This window comes from Paracoccus simplex (assembly GCF_042648325.1).
GTDB lineage: Bacteria > Pseudomonadota > Alphaproteobacteria > Rhodobacterales > Rhodobacteraceae > Paracoccus > Paracoccus simplex.
Map to the genome: position 1 here is coordinate 63,162 of NZ_JBHRXE010000043.1, position 18,691 is coordinate 81,852.

Annotated in this window: 20 protein-coding genes; 7 read left to right on the forward strand and 13 right to left on the reverse strand. The window is 70.3% G+C overall.

Annotated elements, in window-relative coordinates; translation table 11 throughout:
• Positions 1 to 52 precede the first annotated feature (52 nt).
• Entirely contained in the window at positions 53 to 1,459 is a 1,407-nt protein-coding gene (locus ACFOMP_RS15410; protein ID WP_379032073.1) for a YncE family protein, read from the reverse strand.
• A 143-nt stretch (positions 1,460 to 1,602) separates the two neighbouring features.
• On the opposite strand from ACFOMP_RS15410, the gene ACFOMP_RS15415 reads away from it, so the two are divergent.
• Positions 1,603 to 2,436 carry an alpha/beta hydrolase gene (locus ACFOMP_RS15415; RefSeq protein ID WP_289894771.1) on the forward strand — a complete coding sequence of 278 codons (834 nt, stop codon included), beginning with the start codon at positions 1,603 to 1,605 and terminating at the stop codon, positions 2,434 to 2,436.
• 51 nt (positions 2,437 to 2,487) lie between these two features.
• A complete protein-coding gene (locus tag ACFOMP_RS15420; RefSeq protein ID WP_289894772.1) occupies positions 2,488 to 2,745 on the forward strand; it encodes a hypothetical protein in 258 nt (85 codons plus the stop codon).
• Here the strand turns inward: ACFOMP_RS15420 and ACFOMP_RS15425 are convergent.
• Positions 2,714 to 6,607: an amino acid adenylation domain-containing protein gene (locus tag ACFOMP_RS15425; protein ID WP_379032076.1), complete on the reverse strand. Its 3,894-nt coding sequence runs from the start codon at positions 6,605 to 6,607 to the stop codon at positions 2,714 to 2,716. The genes ACFOMP_RS15420 and ACFOMP_RS15425 overlap by 32 nt on opposite strands.
• 162 nt (positions 6,608 to 6,769) lie before the next feature.
• Between ACFOMP_RS15425 and ACFOMP_RS15430 the strand changes: the two genes are divergently transcribed.
• Positions 6,770 to 7,348: a cytochrome b gene (locus tag ACFOMP_RS15430; protein WP_289894774.1), complete on the forward strand. Its 579-nt coding sequence runs from the start codon at positions 6,770 to 6,772 to the stop codon at positions 7,346 to 7,348.
• A 99-nt stretch (positions 7,349 to 7,447) separates the two neighbouring features.
• Positions 7,448 to 7,780, forward strand: coding sequence for a DUF2794 domain-containing protein (locus tag ACFOMP_RS15435; RefSeq protein WP_289894836.1), 333 nt, complete (start codon positions 7,448 to 7,450; stop codon positions 7,778 to 7,780).
• 12 nt (positions 7,781 to 7,792) lie between these two features.
• On the opposite strand, the gene ACFOMP_RS15440 is transcribed toward ACFOMP_RS15435, so the two are convergent.
• The 5 genes from ACFOMP_RS15440 to cobA all read right to left on the reverse strand — a co-directional run bounded on the left by ACFOMP_RS15440 (position 7,793) and on the right by cobA (position 11,109).
• On the reverse strand, positions 7,793 to 8,599 hold the full coding sequence (locus ACFOMP_RS15440) for a crotonase/enoyl-CoA hydratase family protein (RefSeq protein WP_379032080.1): 807 nt from the start codon (positions 8,597 to 8,599) through the stop codon (positions 7,793 to 7,795).
• A gap of 3 nt (positions 8,600 to 8,602) precedes the next feature.
• Positions 8,603 to 9,532, reverse strand: coding sequence for an AEC family transporter (locus ACFOMP_RS15445; protein WP_379032083.1), 930 nt, complete (start codon positions 9,530 to 9,532; stop codon positions 8,603 to 8,605).
• A complete protein-coding gene (locus tag ACFOMP_RS15450) occupies positions 9,532 to 9,780 on the reverse strand; it encodes a sulfurtransferase TusA family protein (RefSeq protein ID WP_289894778.1) in 249 nt (82 codons plus the stop codon). Before ACFOMP_RS15450 ends, ACFOMP_RS15445 begins: the two co-directional genes overlap by 1 nt.
• Entirely contained in the window at positions 9,777 to 10,292 is a 516-nt protein-coding gene (locus ACFOMP_RS15455; RefSeq protein ID WP_379032086.1) for a DUF2478 domain-containing protein, read from the reverse strand. Before ACFOMP_RS15455 ends, ACFOMP_RS15450 begins: the two co-directional genes overlap by 4 nt.
• Before the next feature lie 85 nt (positions 10,293 to 10,377).
• Entirely contained in the window at positions 10,378 to 11,109 is a 732-nt protein-coding gene (gene cobA, locus ACFOMP_RS15460; protein WP_289894780.1) for a uroporphyrinogen-III C-methyltransferase, read from the reverse strand.
• Positions 11,110 to 11,251: 142 nt separating this feature from the next.
• Here cobA and ACFOMP_RS15465 point away from each other — a divergent pair, with 142 nt between their 5' ends.
• From ACFOMP_RS15465 to plsY, 3 genes are read left to right on the forward strand one after another with little or no spacing between them, the layout of a single operon-like run.
• A complete protein-coding gene (locus ACFOMP_RS15465; RefSeq protein WP_289894781.1) occupies positions 11,252 to 12,211 on the forward strand; it encodes an aspartate carbamoyltransferase catalytic subunit in 960 nt (319 codons plus the stop codon).
• Entirely contained in the window at positions 12,208 to 13,479 is a 1,272-nt protein-coding gene (pyrC, locus tag ACFOMP_RS15470; protein WP_379032090.1) for a dihydroorotase, read from the forward strand. Before ACFOMP_RS15465 ends, pyrC begins: the two co-directional genes overlap by 4 nt.
• Positions 13,476 to 14,060 carry a glycerol-3-phosphate 1-O-acyltransferase PlsY gene (plsY, locus tag ACFOMP_RS15475; RefSeq protein ID WP_379032093.1) on the forward strand — a complete coding sequence of 195 codons (585 nt, stop codon included), beginning with the start codon at positions 13,476 to 13,478 and terminating at the stop codon, positions 14,058 to 14,060. Before pyrC ends, plsY begins: the two co-directional genes overlap by 4 nt.
• Before the next feature lie 100 nt (positions 14,061 to 14,160).
• Here the strand turns inward: plsY and ACFOMP_RS15480 are convergent, their stop codons facing one another.
• From ACFOMP_RS15480 to ACFOMP_RS15505, 6 genes are all read right to left on the reverse strand, one after another.
• Positions 14,161 to 15,036: a 3-hydroxybutyryl-CoA dehydrogenase gene (locus ACFOMP_RS15480; RefSeq protein ID WP_289894784.1), complete on the reverse strand. Its 876-nt coding sequence runs from the start codon at positions 15,034 to 15,036 to the stop codon at positions 14,161 to 14,163.
• Between the two features lie 202 nt (positions 15,037 to 15,238).
• Positions 15,239 to 16,165, reverse strand: a complete 927-nt coding sequence (locus ACFOMP_RS15485; RefSeq protein WP_379032097.1) for an electron transfer flavoprotein subunit alpha/FixB family protein — start codon at positions 16,163 to 16,165, stop codon at positions 15,239 to 15,241.
• Positions 16,165 to 16,923 (reverse strand): electron transfer flavoprotein subunit beta/FixA family protein, encoded by a 759-nt coding sequence (locus ACFOMP_RS15490; RefSeq protein ID WP_289894786.1) that lies wholly within the window; start codon positions 16,921 to 16,923, stop codon positions 16,165 to 16,167. The genes ACFOMP_RS15485 and ACFOMP_RS15490 overlap by 1 nt, the downstream gene beginning before the upstream one ends.
• Before the next feature lie 120 nt (positions 16,924 to 17,043).
• Positions 17,044 to 17,616 (reverse strand): cob(I)yrinic acid a,c-diamide adenosyltransferase, encoded by a 573-nt coding sequence (locus ACFOMP_RS15495; RefSeq protein ID WP_379032100.1) that lies wholly within the window; start codon positions 17,614 to 17,616, stop codon positions 17,044 to 17,046.
• Positions 17,616 to 17,816, reverse strand: a complete 201-nt coding sequence (locus ACFOMP_RS15500) for a twin transmembrane helix small protein (protein ID WP_019351547.1) — start codon at positions 17,814 to 17,816, stop codon at positions 17,616 to 17,618. The genes ACFOMP_RS15495 and ACFOMP_RS15500 overlap by 1 nt, the downstream gene beginning before the upstream one ends.
• Positions 17,817 to 17,840: 24 nt before the next feature.
• Positions 17,841 to 18,659, reverse strand: a complete 819-nt coding sequence (locus ACFOMP_RS15505; protein ID WP_379032103.1) for an SDR family NAD(P)-dependent oxidoreductase — start codon at positions 18,657 to 18,659, stop codon at positions 17,841 to 17,843.
• Positions 18,660 to 18,691: the final 32 nt, after the last annotated feature.

Genomic DNA, 18,691 nt, shown 5'->3' on the forward strand with positions numbered 1-18,691 from the left:
GGGGTGCCGGGGCGCAGCGATGCGCGCGCGCTCCGGCCGGTTCGGCTGCTTCTTAGCCTGCGGCGGGCGTGATGCGCCAGATGCGGTCGCCGGCCTCGTCCTCCGCGCCCTTGGACTTGTTCACCGCCCAGACATTGCCCTTGCCGTCGGCGCGCAGCTGGTTGGGCAGGCTGCCGGCGTCGATATTCGCCACGATCTCGCCCTCGGGGCTGACCACGGCGATGGTGCCGGCGCCGCGATTGGCGACATAGGCCAGGCGGCTGACCGGCTCGAAGGCGACGTTCAGCGGGCCGGCGCCGACCGCCACGTCATGGATCACCTCGCCGGTTTCGGCCTTGACGATCAGCAGGTTGTCGGTGGCCTGCGAGGCGACGAAGATCAGCCCCTCCTGCGGGTCGTAGGCCACGCCCGAGGCGGCCTTGACGCCGGGCAGCGGGATCACCCGAACCTCGCCCGAGGCCAGGTCGACCACCGCCGCCTCGGGGGTGGACAGGCTGACGGTGACCAGCTTGCCGCCCGCCTCGTCGATATCCAGCGCCATGGTCGAGAATGCCTCGCCGCGGATCTGCGACGTGATGGTGATCGGCTCCAGCGGCTCGAGCGTCCTGGTGTCGAAGACCTTGATCTCGGGCGTGCCGGTGGCGCTGGCATAGGCGCGGCCGTTGGCCTCGTCCACCAGCACGTCGCGGGCATGCGGCACGGCGCCCGGCGCGAACTGCTTGACCAGCGACAGGTCGGACTGCTTGTAGACCGCGGCGCTGTCCTGGCGGGTGTTGGTCACCCAGACATGGCCGTTCGCATCGTCCACGTCCACGCCATAGACCGCGAACAGGCCGCCGTCGCTGCCGTCCGCGCGCGCGGGGGCGGCGGCGGGTGTCACCTCGGCGACGATCTTCAGCGTCTGGGGGTCGATCTTGACCAGCTTGGCTTCCTTGACCGGCGGGCGGCCGACGGCGCTGGTGACGAAGACCGCGTCCCCGGCCGCGTTCGCCTTGACCTGATAGAGGCCGCGCACCACCGGCTGACTGGTGACGGCGAATTTCTCGGCGCCGCTGACCGTAACCTGGGGCGAGACCTTCAGCTCGACCACCTCGGCCGAGGCCGGGTTCTCGGTGATGACGACGATCGGCTGCAGCCCGATCTCGGCCTCGGCGTCGATGTCGAGCGCGAAGCTGAAGGTGCCGTCCTCGGCCACGGCGATCGGCTCGGGGGTCAGCACCTTCGGGCCGCGCATCAGGGTGACGGTCTGGCCGGGGATCATCGCCTCGCCCGCGATCACCGCCTTGCCGCCCTGGTGGACCGGGGCGCGGCCCTCGCCGCCGGCGCTGACATGGCCGGCGAAATCGACCAGCGGCTTGGTGAAGATCGTGTCGGCCAGCACCGGGGCGGAAAGAACCGACAGCGCCAGCGCCGAGACGCCCAGCAGGGACCGAAGGCGGTAGCGGGATTGGATGGCCATGGAAAGCTCCTTGAACAGGGGGAACGGACGTGGCTGACCGCTGGGGCTGGCTCGGATCAGGCGGCACCCTATAATCCTGACGGTCCTTGTCAACTAACGCCAGGCGGGGCAGATAGCTTTGTGAACGAAAGGATTGTCGCAAGATGTCGCAGGCTGGACAGGTCGGACCGGATCACGCCAGGAAGCAGGCCGAGCTGCGCATCTTCCAGACCGGCGCGCCGACCCATGCGCTGTCGCAAAGGGTGGCGGCGGTCGGTCCCGGCTACCGGCTGTTCCTGGCCGTGCCCCGGACCCCGGCGCCGGCGCGGGGCTGGCCGGTGCTTTACATGCTGGACGGCAATGCCGCCTTCGACTTCCTGACGCCCGAGCATCTGGCGCTGGCTCCGGGGCTGATGATCGTCGGCGTAGGCTATGACACCGACCGGCAATTCGCGCGCGAGCTGCGGACGCTGGATTTCACCGCGCCGGACGGGCCGGGCGACGGGCTGCGCCCCGACCATGTCCATCCGGGCCGCATGGCCGGCGGCGCGGCGATCTTTCACGACCGCCTGACCGGCCCGCTGCGCGCGGCGGCCGAGGCCGGCCTGCCCGTCGATCCCGTCCGCCGCACGCTCTGGGGCCACAGTTTCGGCGGGCTGTTCGCGCTTTATGCGCTGCTGGCCCGGCCGCAGGGCTTTGCCCGCCATGCCGCGATCAGCCCCTCGATCTGGTGGGACGAGGCGCTGATCCGCCGCGTGGCGCAGGAAGCCGCCCCCGCATCGTTGCCGCTGCTGGTGGCGCTGGGCGACCGCGAGCAGCGTTCGGGCAGCGCCGGCCCGCCCCCCGACGGGCCGGCGCCGGCGACCATGCAGTTCGTCGCCGGTCTGGCCCGGCATCCCGGCCACCGGGCGCAGCTTCATGTCCTGCCCGGCCATGCGCATATCCAGACGCTTGCGGGCTCGTTCCCGCTGGTTCTGCCCTTCGCGGCCGCCGATTAACCGGATCTTTGCGACTCTGCGCTTTTCTTGTCCGGAAACGGAGGGAGTCGCATGGTCCTTGTCAGATACGCTTTCGGAATGCTGGGGATCACGCTTTGCGTGCTGAGCACGACGCGAATGCAGGCGGATTGCCGCGCCGGCTGCGCCGCCTTTGCGGCGGCGCGATGGGATCCGGGAGAGGTTCTGCCGGGCCTTGCCGGGCTGCTGGGCGGGTTTGCCGCCCTGGCCTTCCCGCAGGCCGGCAAGGCGCAGCCGCCGCCCGGCAGCGCGGCGCCGGTCAGACCGGGGCCGCCGCCAGCCGGCGGGTAAGTTCGGGCAGGATCAGCGCCGTGGCCTCGGCCGAGGTCATCTCGGCATGCAGGAAGGGCAGGTCGATGACCTCGAGACCGGCGACATAGGGCGCCCACATCGCCGGGTTCAGGGCGCTGCCCTGGTGGTCGCGGGCGGCGCGGAAATGCGTGACCCGGCCGCCGAAGCGGCGGTGGCGATGGCCGCGGATCAGCCGGTTGGTGGCGGTCACCGTGCGCACCACCCCGTCCAGAACCGGCTCGGGCAGGGCGCCCAGGGCGCTGTCGCCCCGGCGCAGGAAAGCCACCACCGCCTCGCGCGTGTCCAGGTCGCGATGCGCCTCGGGGTCGTAGCCGGCGATGGCCAGCAGGGCGCGCAGCGCGGCGACCGGGTCGGGCTCGGGCTCGTCCCGCCAGGCGTCGCAGGGATAGCTGTCCAGCATGGCGACCAACCCGGTCTCGCGCCCGGTCGCGGACAGGATCGCGGCAATTTCCTGCGCCAGGATGCCGCCGACCGACCAGCCGGCCAGATGCACCGGCTGGCCGTCCGGAACCAGCGCCGCGATGCGCTGCGCGTAGTCCCGGGCCAGCGCCGCCAGGCTTTCGGGCATGGCCACCGCCGGGTCGAGGCCGGGATGCTGCAGGCCCCAGACCCGCCGCGCCGGGGCGATGCGCCGCGCCAGCCCGCGATAGCCCCAGGCCAGGCCGCCGGCCGGATGGATCAGGAACAGCGGCGCCGCCTGCGGATCGCCCTCGGCCAGCAGGATCAGCGGGCCAAGCCCGTCGTCGCGGGGCGCCCGCGCGTCCAGCACGGCGGCCAGCGCGGCCAGCACCGGCTGCTCGAAGATGGTGCCCAGGCCCGGATCCAGGCCGGTCTCGGCCTCCAGCGCCTGCGCGAGCCGCACGGCGGAAAGCGAATCACCGCCCAGGGCGAAGAAATCCGCCTCGGCCGGGGCGGGGGTGTCGAGGTGCAGGATCGCGGCGTAAAGCCGCGCCAGCAGCCGTTCGGTCGGGGTCTTTGCCGCCCGGCCGGCGGCGGCGAATTCCGGCGCCGGCAGCGCCTTGCGGTCCAGCTTGCCGTTCGCGGTCACCGGCAGCGCCGCCAGCGCCACCTCGGCCGCAGGCAGCATATAGGCCGGCAGGCTGGCCGCCAGCCGCTCGGCCAGCAGGCCCGGCCGCCAGTCCGCCGCCGGCACCAGATAGGCCACGAGGCGCTTTTCTCCGGCATGGTCCTCGCGCGCGATCACCACCGCCTCGCGGGCCAGGCCCGAGGCCATGATCGCCGCCTCGATCTCGCCCAGCTCGACGCGCAGGCCGCGGAGCTTCACCTGATGGTCCGAGCGGCCCAGATAGACCACCGCCCCGTCCGGGCGCAGCCGCGCCAGGTCGCCGGTGGCGTAAAGTCGCCCTGCCGGCCCCGCGACGAAACGTTCCGCGGTCAGGTCGGGCCGGCCCAGATAGCCGCGCGCCAGCTGCACGCCGCCCAGATACAGATGCCCGGCCAGACCCGGCGGCACCGGGCGCATCCGTTCGTCCAGCACCTGCAGCGCCGTGTTCCAGACCGGCCAGCCGATCGGCACCGGGTTCGCGCGGTCCTCGGGCCCGGCGGGCCAGAAACTGACATCCACCGCCGCCTCGGTCGGGCCGTAAAGATTGTGCAGCTCGGCCGTCATCCGGGCATGGAAGCGGTCGCGCTGGTCCGCCGTCAGCTCCTCGCCCGAGCAGAAGACGCGGGCCATCGCCAGCCCCTGCGAGGCGGGCGAGGCCAGGAAGGCCGACAGCATCGAGGGCACGAAATGGCAGGTGGTGATGCCGCGTTCGCGGATCAGCCCGGCGATGGCGGCGGGGTCGCGATGCGCGCCGGGCGGCGCCATGACCAGCTCGGCCCCGGCGATCATCGGCAGGAAGAACTCCCAGACCGAGACGTCGAAGGTCGCCGGGGTCTTCTGCAGGATGCGGTCCTGGGCATTGATGCCGTATTGCGCGCGCATCCACAGCAGGCGGTTGACGATGGCGCGATGCTCGACGGCGACGCCCTTGGGCTCGCCGGTCGAACCCGAGGTGAAGATCACATAGGCCAGATCGTCCGGCGCCGGCGCGGCCTTGGGGCGGCCCGCGGCCGGCCGGTCGGTCGGCTGGTCGGCGGGCCAGTCGGTGGGCAGCAGCAATTCGGTGCCCGGCGGGAACAGCCCGGCCAGATCGGCCGAGGTCAGCACCGCGACCGGCCGGGCCTGCGCCAGGATGCGGGCGATGCGCTCGGGCGGATGCGCCGGGTCCAGCGGCAGATAGGCCGCGCCGGCGCGCAGGATGGCCAGCAGCGCCACCGGCAGTTCCAGCGCGCGGTCCAGCGCCACCGCGACGATGCGGTCCGGACCGGCGCCGAGCGCCTGCAGCCGCGCAGCCAGAGCCGCGCTGCGGCGATCGAGCGCGGCGCAATCCAGGCTGTCCGCGCCGAAGCTGACGGCCGGCGCCTCGGGCGTGGCGGCAAGCTGCGCCTCGATCAGCGCGGTCAAGGTGGTGTCGGGCAGCGGATGCCGGGTCGCCTGGGCCCGCGCTGTGCTTGCCGCGATCTCGGCCGGGCTGGCGGTCGGCACCTCGGCCAGGGTTTCGGCCGCCAGCGCCGCGGCCAGGAAGGCCGCCAGCCGGTCGCCATGGCCGCGCACCTCCTCGGGCGCATAAAGCGCCGGGTTCGCGTCCACCTCGAAGATCATCCCCGCGGCCGGGTCGCCGCGGAAGGTCAGCGTCAGGTCGTCCACCGCCCCGGCGCCCAGGATATGCAGCCGGCAGTCGAGCCCCGGGAATTCCGGCGGCCTGTCAAAGGGCTGCACGTTCACCAGCGGCCCGTAAAGCCGCCGCGTGCCGCCGACCAGCCCCAGTTCGCGCCGCAGAATCTCGCTGCGGTAAAGGCCGCGGCGGCGGGCCTGGGCCATGGCTTTCGACTGCGCGGACAGCCATTCGGGCAGGGGCGCGTCCTCGTCCGGGCGCAGCCGGTGCGGCAGAACGTTCATCGCCATGCAGGGCACCTGCGCGATCCTGCGGCCCATCCGCGCCATGAAGGGCAGGCCGATCACCGCCTCACCGCCGGTCCAGCGCGCCAGATAGGCGCCGCAAAGCGCGTTCAGCACATCCGGCCAGCCCAGCCGGTGTTCGGCGGCATAGGCCGCCAGCCGGTCCAGCAGCGCCTGCGGCAACCGGCGCGAATCGCGCAGGAAGTCATGGCCGCTGACCGCGCGGCCCGGCGCCGGGCCCGCGACCTCGGGCAGGCCGGTAAGCTGGGCGTGCCACCAGTCGCGGTCGGCCGCGCGCCGGGGCGAGGCGCGCCAGGCCGCGTCCTCCTCGGCCGCCAGCGCCAGCGGGCCGAAGGGCTCGGGCTCGGGCGTGCCGGCCACCAGCGCGGCGTAATGCGCGGCGATGCGGTTGGTGACCAGCACCATGCCATAGCCGTCGATGGCCAGGTGGTGGATGCGCTGGTAAAGGAAATGCCGCTCGGGGCCGAGTGCGATCAGGCTCAGCGCCCCGGCCGGCTCGCGCGCCAAGTCCAGCGGGCGGCGGCTGTCGGCCTGCATCTGCGCCTGCGCCTGCGCCTCGGCATCGGGCTGGGCGGAAAGGTCGGCGAAGCCCAGGATCGGCGGCAGGCCGACGCTTTGGCGCGGCCCGTCCGGTCCGGCGAAGAAGCGCAGCGCCAGGGCCGGGGTTTCGGCGATGGTGCGGGAGACCGCCCGGGCCAGCGCGTCGCGGTCCAGCGGGCCGGTCAGTTCCAGATATTGCCCGGTGTTCAGGATCGGGTTGTCCGCGTCCAGCGCCTGGACATACCACAGCCCCTCCTGCGCCTCGGTCAGCGGGCAGCCGGTCTCGGTCGGGATGTCGCGATTCTGAGCATTCATCTGGGCCATACCCCGGCAGGCACAAGGGAAACGGAAACGAAACGGATGCTGACGACCATGTTACCCCGCAGAAAGGTTCGCGGGTCTTGCCCGTTTCGGGCCATGGCCATACTGTCGCTAAGAAAATTAGTCAACTTTACCGCTTTTCCGGCCAGAACCAGCATGACCCTGCCCACGCCTTCCCTTCCGCTGCGCGACACCGCTCGGGCCTATGGCCGCATCACCCGGCTGCTGCACTGGAGCATCGCCGCGCTGATGCTGTGGCAGTTCATCGGCATGGGGCTGCGGCTGGCCCTGGGCCGCACGCCGCTGGTGTCCTTTTTCGTCGGTTCGCATCAGCAGGTCGGCACGGTGCTGTTCCTGCTGATCGCGCTGCGGCTGCTCTGGTCGCTGGCGAACCGCCGCAACCGGCCGGGTCATGGCGCCGGCCTGCCGGGGCTGGCGGCGCGGCTGGGGCATGGCGCGCTGTATCTGGTCATGCTGATCGTGCCGGTCGCCGCGCTGCTGCGCGCCTATGGCGGCGAGCGCGGCTTCGCGCCCTTCGGCTTCGAGATCTTCGCGGCGCAGCAACCGCCGATCGGCTGGATGGTCGGCATCGGCGACGCGCTGCATGGCGAGCTGGGCTGGCTGCTGCTGGCGCTGATCGCTGGCCATGTGCTGATGGTCGGCCTGCACGAGGGGATGTGGCGCGACGGCACCCTGGCACGCATGGCCGGCGGCCGGCGCCGGGCCGGCCCCTAGGCGACGGTCCGCCCAGGGCGCGGCGGCAGACGCCGTCGCGGCGCGGCGTCGCCCTTTTTCATTGATTGCGCGCCGGGGCGGTGTCACCATTCCGTCATGATGAATGCGCCCTTCGGTTTCCCGTCCGAGCATGATCGCGTGGCCTTCGACCGGGCCGAACTGGGCGTCATCCTGTCGCTTTACGGCCGCATGGTCGCGGCGGGCGAATGGCGCGACTATGCCATGTCGTTCCTGCGCGACATGGCGGTGTTCTCGGTGTTTCGCCGGGCGGCCGAGCATCCGCTCTATCGCATCGAGAAGCGTCCCAGGCTGCGCCAGGCGCAGGGGCAATACGCGGTGATCGGCCTGGACGGCCGCATCCTCAAGCGCGGGCACGACCTGCCGACGGTGCTGCGGGTGCTGGAGAAAAAGCTGATCCGCCCGGTGGACTGACCCGGGCGGCGCTCAGCCGGCCTCGCCCGGCTTAATCTTCTGCGCCGTGCCCTGGGCGAAACTGTCCAGCCTTCCCTTGGCGGCGTCCTGGGTGTTGACGATGCCGGCGACCATGGCTTCGGCATAGGCGGCGTCCAGCCCCGACATGTTCTGCATGTGCGAGATCGCCGAGCAGGCGGCGAAATTCGACAAGGGCGTGTTCTGCGCCACCCGGCGGGCCAGCTCGTATGCCTTGGCCTCGCTGTCCGCGACCCGGTATTGCGCCAGCCCGACCTGCGTCGCCTCCTCGCCGGAATAAAGCCGGCCGGTCAGCATCATGTCGACCATGCGCGCCTGGCCGATCAGCCGCGGCACGCGGATGGTGGCGCCGCCGCCGGTGAACAAGCCGCGCTGGCCCTCGGGCAGGCCGAAATAGGTGGTCTCGTCCATGACCCGGATATGGACCGAGGAGGCCAGCTCCAGCCCGCCGCCGACCACCGCGCCCTTCAGCGCCGCGATGACCGGCACGCCGCCATATTCGATCTTGTTGAAGGCCTCGTGCCAGCGCAGGCAGATGCGCATGAACTCGGCGGGGCTGCGCTGTTCGCGGCCGTGCTCGATCAGATCCAGCCCGGCGCAGAAATGCGGCCCTTCGGCGCGCAGCACCACGGCGCGGGTGCCCGAGGCGGGCAGGGCGGAAAAGACCTCGACCAGCTCCTCGATGGTCTCGGCGTTCAGCGCGTTGCGCTTGGCGGCGCGGTTCAGCGTGACGGTGGCGATGCCATCCGCGTCCATCTGAAACAGCAGGTTGTCGAGTGTCAGGGCCGAGATGTCCCGCATGGTCTAGCCTTTCGTGATCCAGTGAATGACGAGGGGAACCGTGGCGATGCTGGCCGCGGTCGAGATCAGGATGGCCGCCGAGACCCGTTGCACGGCGGTGCCGAAATATTGCGCCAGGATATAGACATTGCCCGCCACCGGCAGGCTGGCGGCGGCGATCATCACGCCGGCCGCATAGGGCTCGACCCCGAAGACCGCCAGCGCGGCGATGCCCACCGCCAGCGGATGCAGCACCAGCTTGGCGAAGCCGAGCCAGAGCGCCGGGCCCATGCGCTCGGCCGCGCGGCCGGCGAGGCTGGCGCCGATGGCGAACAGCGCCCCCGGCGTGGCCGAGCCGCCGAGCAGCGCCAGGAACTCGTCCAGCGGCCCGGGCATCGGCAGGTGCAGCCCGGCCCAGGCCAGGCCGGCCAGCATCGAGACGATCATCGGGTTCGAGACGATGCCGCGCAGCAAGGGCACCAGCGTCGAGAGCCGCACCCGGCCCTGCCTTGCCGCGGTGACGATCAGGGTGATCAGGGTCGAGAACACCACCATGTCGATGGTCAGCACCATCAGCACCGGGCCGATGGCGCGTTCGCCCAGCAGCACGACCAGCATCGGCACGCCCAGAAAGCCGGTATTGCCGGTCATCGCGGTATGCGCCTCCATCGCCGCGGTGGCGAGCGGCTGGCGCCGCCAGCGCGCCACGGCGAAGCCCAGCGCCCAAAGCGCGGCCGAGCCCGACAGATAGGCCAGCACGAAGGCCGGGTCGAACAGGCTGGCCACGTCCAGCGTCGCGGCAAAGCGGAACAGCATGGCCGACAGCGCGAAGTAAAAGACGAATTTCGTCAGCCAGCCGGTGGCCTCGGGCGGGAAGAAACGGGTGCGCCCGGCCAGCCAGCCCGTGCCGATGACGAGAAAGAAGGGCAGGGTTTTCAGAAAGATCGCCAGCATCAGTCCGCGTCGATGGCGCAGGCCGGGCCGCGCTCGACGGTGTATTCGGTCTCGCCGGGGGCGATTTCACGCCGGGCGATCAGCCGGTGGCCGGATTCGGCGCAGAAATGCGGCACGTCGATCACCGCGGCGGGATCGGTGGCCAGCAGCGTGACCCGCGTGCCTTTAGGCAGTGCCATCAGCCGCTTGCGCAGCCGCAGCACCGGCAGGGGGCACAGAAGGCCGCGCGCGTCGATTTGCGCGGTCATGCGGCGGAATCCGTCAGGCGTGCGCGGCACCAGTCGTCGATCTGGTCCGGCCGCAATTGTTCGGCCAGGTCGCCGGCGAAGTCGCGGAAGCCCGGCAGCTGTTCGTCGGGGACATGCACCAGCACCGGGATGCCGGCGGCCAGCGCCCGGGCGATGGTGTCGCGGAAGCCGCGGCCGAAACATTCCTGCTTGCCGAATTTGTTGACGATCAGCAATTCGGCGCCCCGGTCCAGAACCGATTCGGTGCGGGCCACGGCCTGGGCCAGCGCGCCGGTATCCAGACGGCAGGCCTGCGAGCCTGCGCCCAGCGACTGGGTGATGCGCACCAAGGGGCCGTCGTCGCCCAGGATGCGCAGGTCCATGTCGCAATCGCAGCCGGGGCGGATTTCGGTATTGATCTGCACCGCGCCGGCCAGCCGCGATCCCGCAGCCGCCAGCCGCTCGGCCGTGGCGGTCAGCAGCCGGTCGCCGGCACCCGGCGTCTGGTCCTGAATGGTGACGAAACCCAGCATGACGGTCCCTCTTTCGGCGGCCAGCATAGCTTCAGGGCGCGCGGGCGCAATATCGGGTATTCGGGCAACGGAGATGTGGCCGGACTCAGCTCTCCTCGGCCAGCGGGCCGTAGAGGATCAGTGCCGGATGCGGGCTGGGGCCTTCGCTGTCCAGCAGTTCGGCAAGGGCCGAGACGGTGCTGCGGATCAGGCGCTGGTGCGGGTGGCCCACCGCCTCGGCCAGCAGGGCGGGCGTGTCGGGGGGCAGGCCGTTTTCGACCAGCAGCGCCGCCATGCGCGGGAAGGTGCGCTGGCCCATGAAGACGACGGTGGTGGCGTGCGGATCGGCCAGCGCCGGCCAGTTCTGATCCTGGGGCAAGCCGCCGGTGACATCGGCGCCGGTGACGAATTGCAGCCGGCGCGCGGTCTGGCGCCGGGTCAGCGGCAGGCCGGCGACGGCGGCCGCCGCCATGGCCGAAGGCACGCCCGGCACGATCTCGAACGGGATGGCGTGGCGGCGCAGCGCCGTCAGCTCCTCCTCGAGCCGGCCGAAAAGGCCGGAATCGCCGGATTTCAGCCGCACCACATGCTTGCCGGCCCGGGCATGCTCGACCAGCAGGGCGTTGACGTTCTCCTGCTTGGCCGAGGGGCGGCCGGCGCGCTTGCCGACCGGGATGCGTTCGGCCTGCGGTCCGGCCTGATCCAGCACCGGACCCGAGGCGAGGTCGTCGTAAAGCACCACATCTGCCCGGGCCAGCAGGCGGGCGGCGCGCAGCGTCAGCAGATCCGGGTCCCCCGGTCCTGACGAGACGAAGCTGACATGGCCCTTGCTGTTCATGGTTCCGCGATGCGGCAAAATCCGCGCCGATGCAAGAGGCTGATCGGCGCCGCCAATCGGGACCGATATCGGGACCGCGCCGCTTGCCGGGCCGCGCGGCTTTTGCCATAGAGGACCGACCGCGACCTGGGGGATCCAAGCCATGTTCCGTGCCCGCCATCTTCTGGGGATCGAGCCGCTCGCCCCGCCCGAGATCACCACGCTTCTCGACCTGGCCGAGACCTATGTGGATCTCAACCGCCGCACCGTGAAGCATTCCGATGCGCTGGCGGGCATGACGCAGATCAACATGTTCTTCGAGAACTCGACCCGCACGCAGTCGAGCTTCGAGCTGGCCGGCAAGCGGCTGGGCGCCGATGTGATGAACATGGCGATGCAGACCAGCTCGGTGAAGAAGGGCGAGACGCTGATCGACACCGCCCTGACGCTGAACGCCATGCATCCCGACCTGCTGGTGGTGCGCCATCCGCAGTCGGGCGCCGTGGACCTGCTGGCGCAGAAGGTGAATTGCGCGGTCCTGAACGCCGGCGACGGCCGGCACGAGCATCCGACCCAGGCGCTGCTGGACGCGCTGACCATCCGCCGCGCCAAGGGGCGGTTGCATCGGTTGACCGTGGCGATCTGCGGCGACATCGCGCATAGCCGCGTCGCGCGCTCGAACCTGATCCTGCTCGGCAAGATGGAGAACCGGCTGCGGCTGGTCGGCCCGGCGACGCTGATGCCGCCGGGCGCGCGAGACTGGGGCTGCGAGGTCTACGAGGACATGCGCGAAGGGCTGAAGGGCGCCGATGTGGTGATGATGCTGCGCCTGCAGAAGGAACGCATGGACGGCGGCTTCATCCCCTCCGAGCGGGAATATTACCACCGCTGGGGCCTCGATGCCGAGAAGCTCGCGCTGGCGGCGCCCGATGCCATCGTCATGCATCCCGGGCCGATGAATCGCGGGGTCGAGATCGACGGCACCATCGCCGACGACATCAACCGTTCGGTCATCCAGGACCAGGTGGAAATGGGCGTCGCGGTGCGCATGGCGGCGATGGACCTTCTGGCGCGCAACCTGCGCGCCGAACGCGGCACCAGGGCGGCGGAGATGATGGCATGATCCTGCATTTTCACAACGCCCGCCTGGTCGACCCCGAGGCGCAATCGGTCGAGCAAGCCACGCTGACCATCCGCGACGGCCGGATCGAGGCCATGGGCTCTGACGCTCCGCAAGGCGCCGAGCTGATCGACTGCGGCGGCAAATGCCTGGCGCCCGGGTTGATCGACTGGGGCGTCAAGATCGGCGAGCCGGGCGAGCGGCACAAGGAGAGCTTCCGCAGCGCCGGGCTGGCGGCGGCGGCGGGCGGGGTGACCACGCTGGTCGCGCGGCCCGACACCATGCCGCCGATCGACGCGCCGGAATCGCTGGAATTCGCCACCCGCCGCGCGGCCGATGCGCCGGTGAACATCCGCCACATGGCGGCGCTGACCCGCGGCCGTCAGGGGCGCGAGATGGTCGAGATGGGCTTTCTGCAGGATGCCGGCGCCGTGGCCTTCACCGACGGGGTGCGGGTGGTCTCGGACACCCGGCTGCTGTCGCGCTGCATGACCTATGCCCGCGGCCTTGGCGCGCTGATCGTCGGCCACCCGCAGGAGCCGGGCCTGTCGAAGGGCACGGCGGCGACCGGCGGCAAGTTCGCCTCGCTCTACGGGCTGCCCGCGGTTTCGCCCATGGCCGAGGTGATGGGGCTGGACCGCGACCTGGCGCTGGTGGCGATGACCGGTGCCCGCTACCATGCCGACCAGATCACTGTCGCGGCCAGCCTGCCGGCCTTGAAGCGGGCGCGCGAGGCCGGGCTGGACGTGACCGCCGGCATCTCGATCCATCACCTGACGCTCAATGAATATGACGTGGGCGGCTATCGGACCTTCTTCCGCTTCACCCCGCCGCTGCGCTCCGAGGAGGACCGGCTGGCCATGGTCGAGGCGGTGGCCGAGGGGCTGATCGACGTGATCGCCAGCTTCCACACCCCGCAGGACGAGGAATCCAAGCGCCTGCCCTTTGCCGAGGCGGCGCCGGGCGCGGTGGGGCTGCAGACCCTGCTGCCGGCGGCGATGCGGCTTTATCACCAGGGCGGGCTGAGCCTGCCGCAGCTCTGGCGGGCGATGTCGCTCAATCCGGCGCGGCGGCTGGGCCTGCCGGGCGGACGGCTTGCGGCGGGGGCGCCGGCCGATCTGGTGCTGTTCGACCCGGACGCCCCCTTCGTGCTGGACCGTTTCACCCTGCTGTCGAAATCGAAGAACACGCCCTTCGACGGCGCGCGGATGGAGGGCAGGGTGCTGGGCACCTGGGTCGCCGGCCGCCGGGTCTTCGGAGCGGACGCATGAGCCTGATCCTCTGGGCCGTCATCGGCTACCTGCTGGGCTCGATCCCCTTCGGCATCGTCATCACCCGGGCGCTGGGTCTGGGCGACCTGCGCCGGATCGGCTCGGGCAATATCGGCGCGACCAACGTGCTGCGCACCGGCAACAAGCCGGCGGCGCTGGCGACGCTGCTGCTGGACAGCGGCAAGGGCGCCATCGCCGTGCTGCTGGCGCGCTGGCTTGCCGGGCCGGACGCGGCGCTGGTCGCGGGCGCGGCGGCCTTCCTGGGGCATCTGTTCCCGGTCTGGCTGGGCTTCCGCGGCGGCAAGGGCGTCGCCACCTTCCTGGGCACGCTGCTGGCGCTGGACTGGCGGCTGGGCCTGATTGCCTGCGGCATCTGGCTGCTGACGGCGGCGGCGGGCCGGATCTCCTCGCTCTCGGCGCTGGTGGCGGCGGCGCTGACGCCGTTTCTCGCCCTGTGGCTTGACGGCCCGCGCATGGCGGCGGTGACGGCCTTCATGGCGGTGCTGATCTTCATCCGCCACCACGCCAATATCAGCCGCATCCTGGCCGGGACCGAGCCGCGCATCGGCAGGAAATCCTGATCTTCGCCGTTCTGCGGATCTTCCGGGGGTTGTCCGCTGAGTCCGCCATCGGCCCGAGGGCCAATGGACGACGGCAGAGCCCCCGGTCCGGCCGTGCCGTTCAGCGCGTCGGCACCGGCTCCTCGCCCGAGTAATCGTAGAAGCCGCGCCCGGTCTTGCGGCCCAGCCAGCCGGCCTCGACATATTTCACCAGCAGGGGGCAGGGCCGGTATTTGGTATCCGCCAGCCCCTCGTGCAGCACGTTCATGATCGCCAGGCAGGTGTCGAGGCCGATGAAATCCGCCAGTTCCAGCGGTCCCATCGGATGGTTGGCGCCCAGCTTCATCGACTGGTCGATGGATTTGACCGAGCCCACGCCCTCGTAGAGCGTATAGACCGCCTCGTTGATCATCGGCATCAGGATGCGGTTGACGATGAAGGCCGGGAAATCCTCGGCGCTGGCCGAGGTCTTGCCGATCTTCTCGACCACCTCGACCAGTTGCTTGTAGGTTTCCTCGTTGGTGGCGATGCCGCGGATCAGCTCGACCAGCTGCATCACCGGCACCGGGTTCATGAAATGGAAGCCCATGAAGCGCTCGGGGCGGTCGGTGCGGCTGGCAAGGCGGGTGATCGAGATCGAGGAGGTGTTCGAGGTCAGGATGGTTTCCGGCTTCAGATGCGGCAGCAGATCCTCGAAGATCGCCTGCTTGACGGTCTCGCGCTCGGTGGCGGCCTCGATGACCAGGTCGGTCTTGCCCAGATCCGCCAGGGCCATGGTGGTGCTGATGCGTTTCATCGCCGCATCCTTGTCCTCGGCCGAGATCTTGCCGCGGCTGACCTGACGGTCGAGGTTGTGGTCGATCTGCGTCAGCGCCTTGTCCAGCGCCTCGCGCGAGATGTCGGTCATCAGCACGTTATACCCCGCCAGCGCGAAGACATGCGCTATGCCGTTGCCCATCTGCCCGGCGCCGATCACGCCCACCGATTGAATCGCCATGAACCTCATCCTTTTGTCGGTCAGTCGGGACGATAGGCGCAAGCGTCCCGAAGGTTCAATGTAAAAACCGCCCGGCGAGCGGCCGGGCGGTTTTCGGGATATGTTTCGGGCGGTTGGGGGCGCTGCCCCCCGCGTTCCGGTGGCCCCGCGACGGGGCCCCCGGGACGCGCCCCCCGGGGTATTTGGGAAACGGTGAAAGCCCTCAGAGCTTGCCGGTCAGTTCCGGGACGACGGAGAACAGGTCGCCGACGAGGCCGTAATCGGCGATCTGGAAGATCGGCGCCTCCTCGTCCTTGTTGATGGCGACGATGACCTTGCTGTCCTTCATCCCCGCGAGGTGCTGGATGGCGCCGGAGATGCCCACCGCGACATAAAGCTCGGGGGCGACCACCTTGCCGGTCTGGCCGACCTGCCAGTCGTTCGGGGCATAGCCCGAGTCGACCGCAGCGCGCGAGGCGCCCACCGCGGCGCCGAGCTTGTCGGCCAGCTCTTCGATGATCGCGAAGCTCTCCTTCGAGCCGAGGCCGCGGCCGCCCGAGACCACGCGCTTGGCCGAGGTCAGCTCGGGACGGTCGCTCTCGGCCACCTCGTCGCCGACCCAGGCCGACAGGCCGGGATCGGTGGCGGCGGCGGTCTCGGTCACGCTGGCCGAACCGCCCTCGGGGGCGGCGTCGAAGCTGGCGGTGCGGATGGTGAAGACCTTCTTGGCGTCCTTCGACTTCACGGTCTGGATGGCGTTGCCGGCATAGATCGGCCGCTCGAACGTGTCGGCGTCGAGGATGGCCGAGACATCCGACAGCACCATCACGTCGAGAAGCGCCGCGACGCGGGGCATGACGTTCTTGGCATCGGTGGTCGCCGGCGCGGCGATGTGGCTGTAATCGCCGGCCAGGCCGACGATCAGCGCCGCGGTCGGCTCGGCCAGGCGGTGGCCGTAGAGGGCGTTTTCCGCCACCAGCACCTTCGCGACGCCGGCGATCGTCGCGGCCTCCTCGGCGGCGGCCTTGGCCTGCGCGCCGGCGCAGAGCACCGTCACATCGCCCAAGGCCTTGACCGCCTGCACCGTCTTCGCCGTCGCGTCGCGGTTCAGCTCGCCATTCGTGACTTCGCCAAGCAGCAGAACAGCCATCAGATCACCCCCGCTTCTTTCAGCTTGCCCACCAGCTCGTCCACCGAGCCGACCTTGATGCCGGCCTTGCGGCCCTCGGGCTCGCGCACCGAGACCACCTCGAGACGCGGCGCGACGTCGACGCCGTAATCAGCGGCGGTCTTCTCATCGAGCGGCTTCTTCTTGGCCTTCATGATGTTCGGCAGCGAGGCGTAGCGCGGCTCGTTCAGGCGCAGGTCGGCGGTGACCACCGCCGGCAGCGCGACCTCGATGGTCTGCAACCCGCCGTCGACCTCGCGCGTGACCTTGGCCTTGCCGCCGTCGAGTTCCAGCTTCGAGGCGAAGGTGGCCTGCGCCCAGCCCAGGATCGCCGCCAGCATCTGGCCGGTGGCGTTCATGTCGTTGTCGATCGCCTGCTTGCCGGCGATGATCAGCTCGGTGCCCTCGGCTTTCGCCACCGCGGCGAGGATCTTGGCCACCGCCAGCGGCTCGATGTCCTGCTGCACGTCCTCGGCGGCCACCACCAGAATGGCGCGGTCGGCGCCCATCGCCAGCGCGGTGCGCAGCGTCTCGGCCGCCTGCTTCACGCCGATCGAGACCGCGATCACCTCCTCGGCCTTGCCGGCCTCCTTCAGACGGATCGCCTCCTCGACCGCGATCTCGTCGAACGGGTTCATCGACATCTTCACGTTCGCAAGATCGACACCCGTTCCGTCCGCCTTAACGCGCGCCTTCACGTTGTAGTCGATCACGCGCTTCACTGGCACGAGAACCTTCATCGGCCTCTCCCCTTTGGTTGCGTCACCTGTTCGGAGGGTTTGTTAGCGGGCCATCGGCGGCATTGACAGGGAAAAAACGACCGGAACGCGTCGTAACGTTTCCATTCCGCCATGTTGTCGCTAACGGCTGGCTCCTGGCACCCACAGGATGTCCTGCGCGCCGTTTTCATTGGCGACGCGCCCCGCCACGAACAGCCAGTCCGACAGGCGGTTGAGATATTTCACCGCGGCGGGATTCGCATCCTCGGCCGCCGCCAGCGCCGCGGCGGCGCGCTCGGCCCGCCGCGCCACGGTGCGCGACAGGTGCAGATGCGCCGACAGCGCCGAGCCGCCCGGCAGGATGAAGCTGCGCAGCGCCGAAAGCCCGGCATTCATCGCGTCGATTTCCGATTCCAGCCGCTCGACCTGGGCGTCGATGATGCGCAGCACCGGATAGGGCGCCTCGGCGTCCTCCTCCATGCGCGGGCGCGACAGATCGGCGCCAAGGTCGAACAGGTCGTTCTGGATCACCGCGATGCGCGCCGCGATCTGGTCCGCGGCATGCAGGCGGGCAAGGCCCAGCGTGGCGTTGAGCTCGTCCACCGTGCCGTAAGCCTCGACCCGCAGGGCGTGCTTGGGCACACGCTCGCCATTCGACAGCGCGGTTTCGCCCTTGTCGCCGGTGCGGGTGTAGATCTTGTTCAGAACGACCATCAGTTGCTCCTGACCCAGAGATACAGCAGGAAGACCGCGATGGCGATCGCCTGGGCGATGATGCGCCAGCGCATCATGCGGTTGCCGTGCTTGCGGTTGAATTCGCCGCCGCGCGCGAAGCCGCCGATGCCGGTGGCCAGGATCACCACCACCGCAAGGCAGCAGATCGCGAGCAGGTAGAACAGCGGCTTGTCATGCATGGACGGACCCTTTCGGCGCAGAGCCTAGCTGCGGCGCGCGAACCAGTCCAGAGCGCGCGTGGAAAGAAGCCGCCGCCCGATGCCCGAGACATGGGTCGGCGTGGTGACGTAATAGCGCGGCCGCGGGCGCGGGCTTTCCAGCGCCTGGGCGATGCGGGCGCTGACGGCCGCCGGCGGCAGCTCGAAGCGGTCCTTCTTGGCCGCCGGTTCGTAGAGGCGTCCGAGCAGCGTGCGGCGGTATTGCTCGGCGCGCGGGCTGGCCCGCCAGTCGATCCAGGTCTCGAAATGCGGGATGGAGTTCTGGCGGATCCGGGTGCCGATCGGGCCGGGCTCGATCAGGATGAATTTCACCCCGGTATCGGCCATCTCGACGCGCAGCACGTCGGTCAGCCCCTCCAGCGCGAATTTCGTCGCCACATAGGCGCCGCGCCAGGGGATGCCGATCAGGCCCAGGACCGAGCTGATGTTCACCACTCGCCCGCCATGGGCGCGGAAATGCGGGATCAGCCGGCGGGTCAGATCATGGGTGCCGAACAGGTTCGCCTCGAAGATCGCCCGCAATGCGCCGCGCGGCAGATCCTCGGCGGCACCGGGGATGGCGAAGGCGGCGTTGTTGACCAGCGCGTCGATGCGCCCCAGCGCCAGCGCGGCTTCGGCGCAGTGGGCGACGCTGTCATCGCAGCCCAGTTCCAGCGGCAGGGTGTCGAAGCCTTCGGCGCGGCGGGCCTCGATATCCTCGGGCTTGCGGCAGGTGGCGATGACGCGCCAGCCGCGCCCGCGCATGTGCCGTGCCGCGTCCAGCCCGATGCCCGAGGAACAGCCGGTGATCAGAACGGTCTTCATGCGCGCCTCCTTGCCGGGCGGTTCTGCGCCAT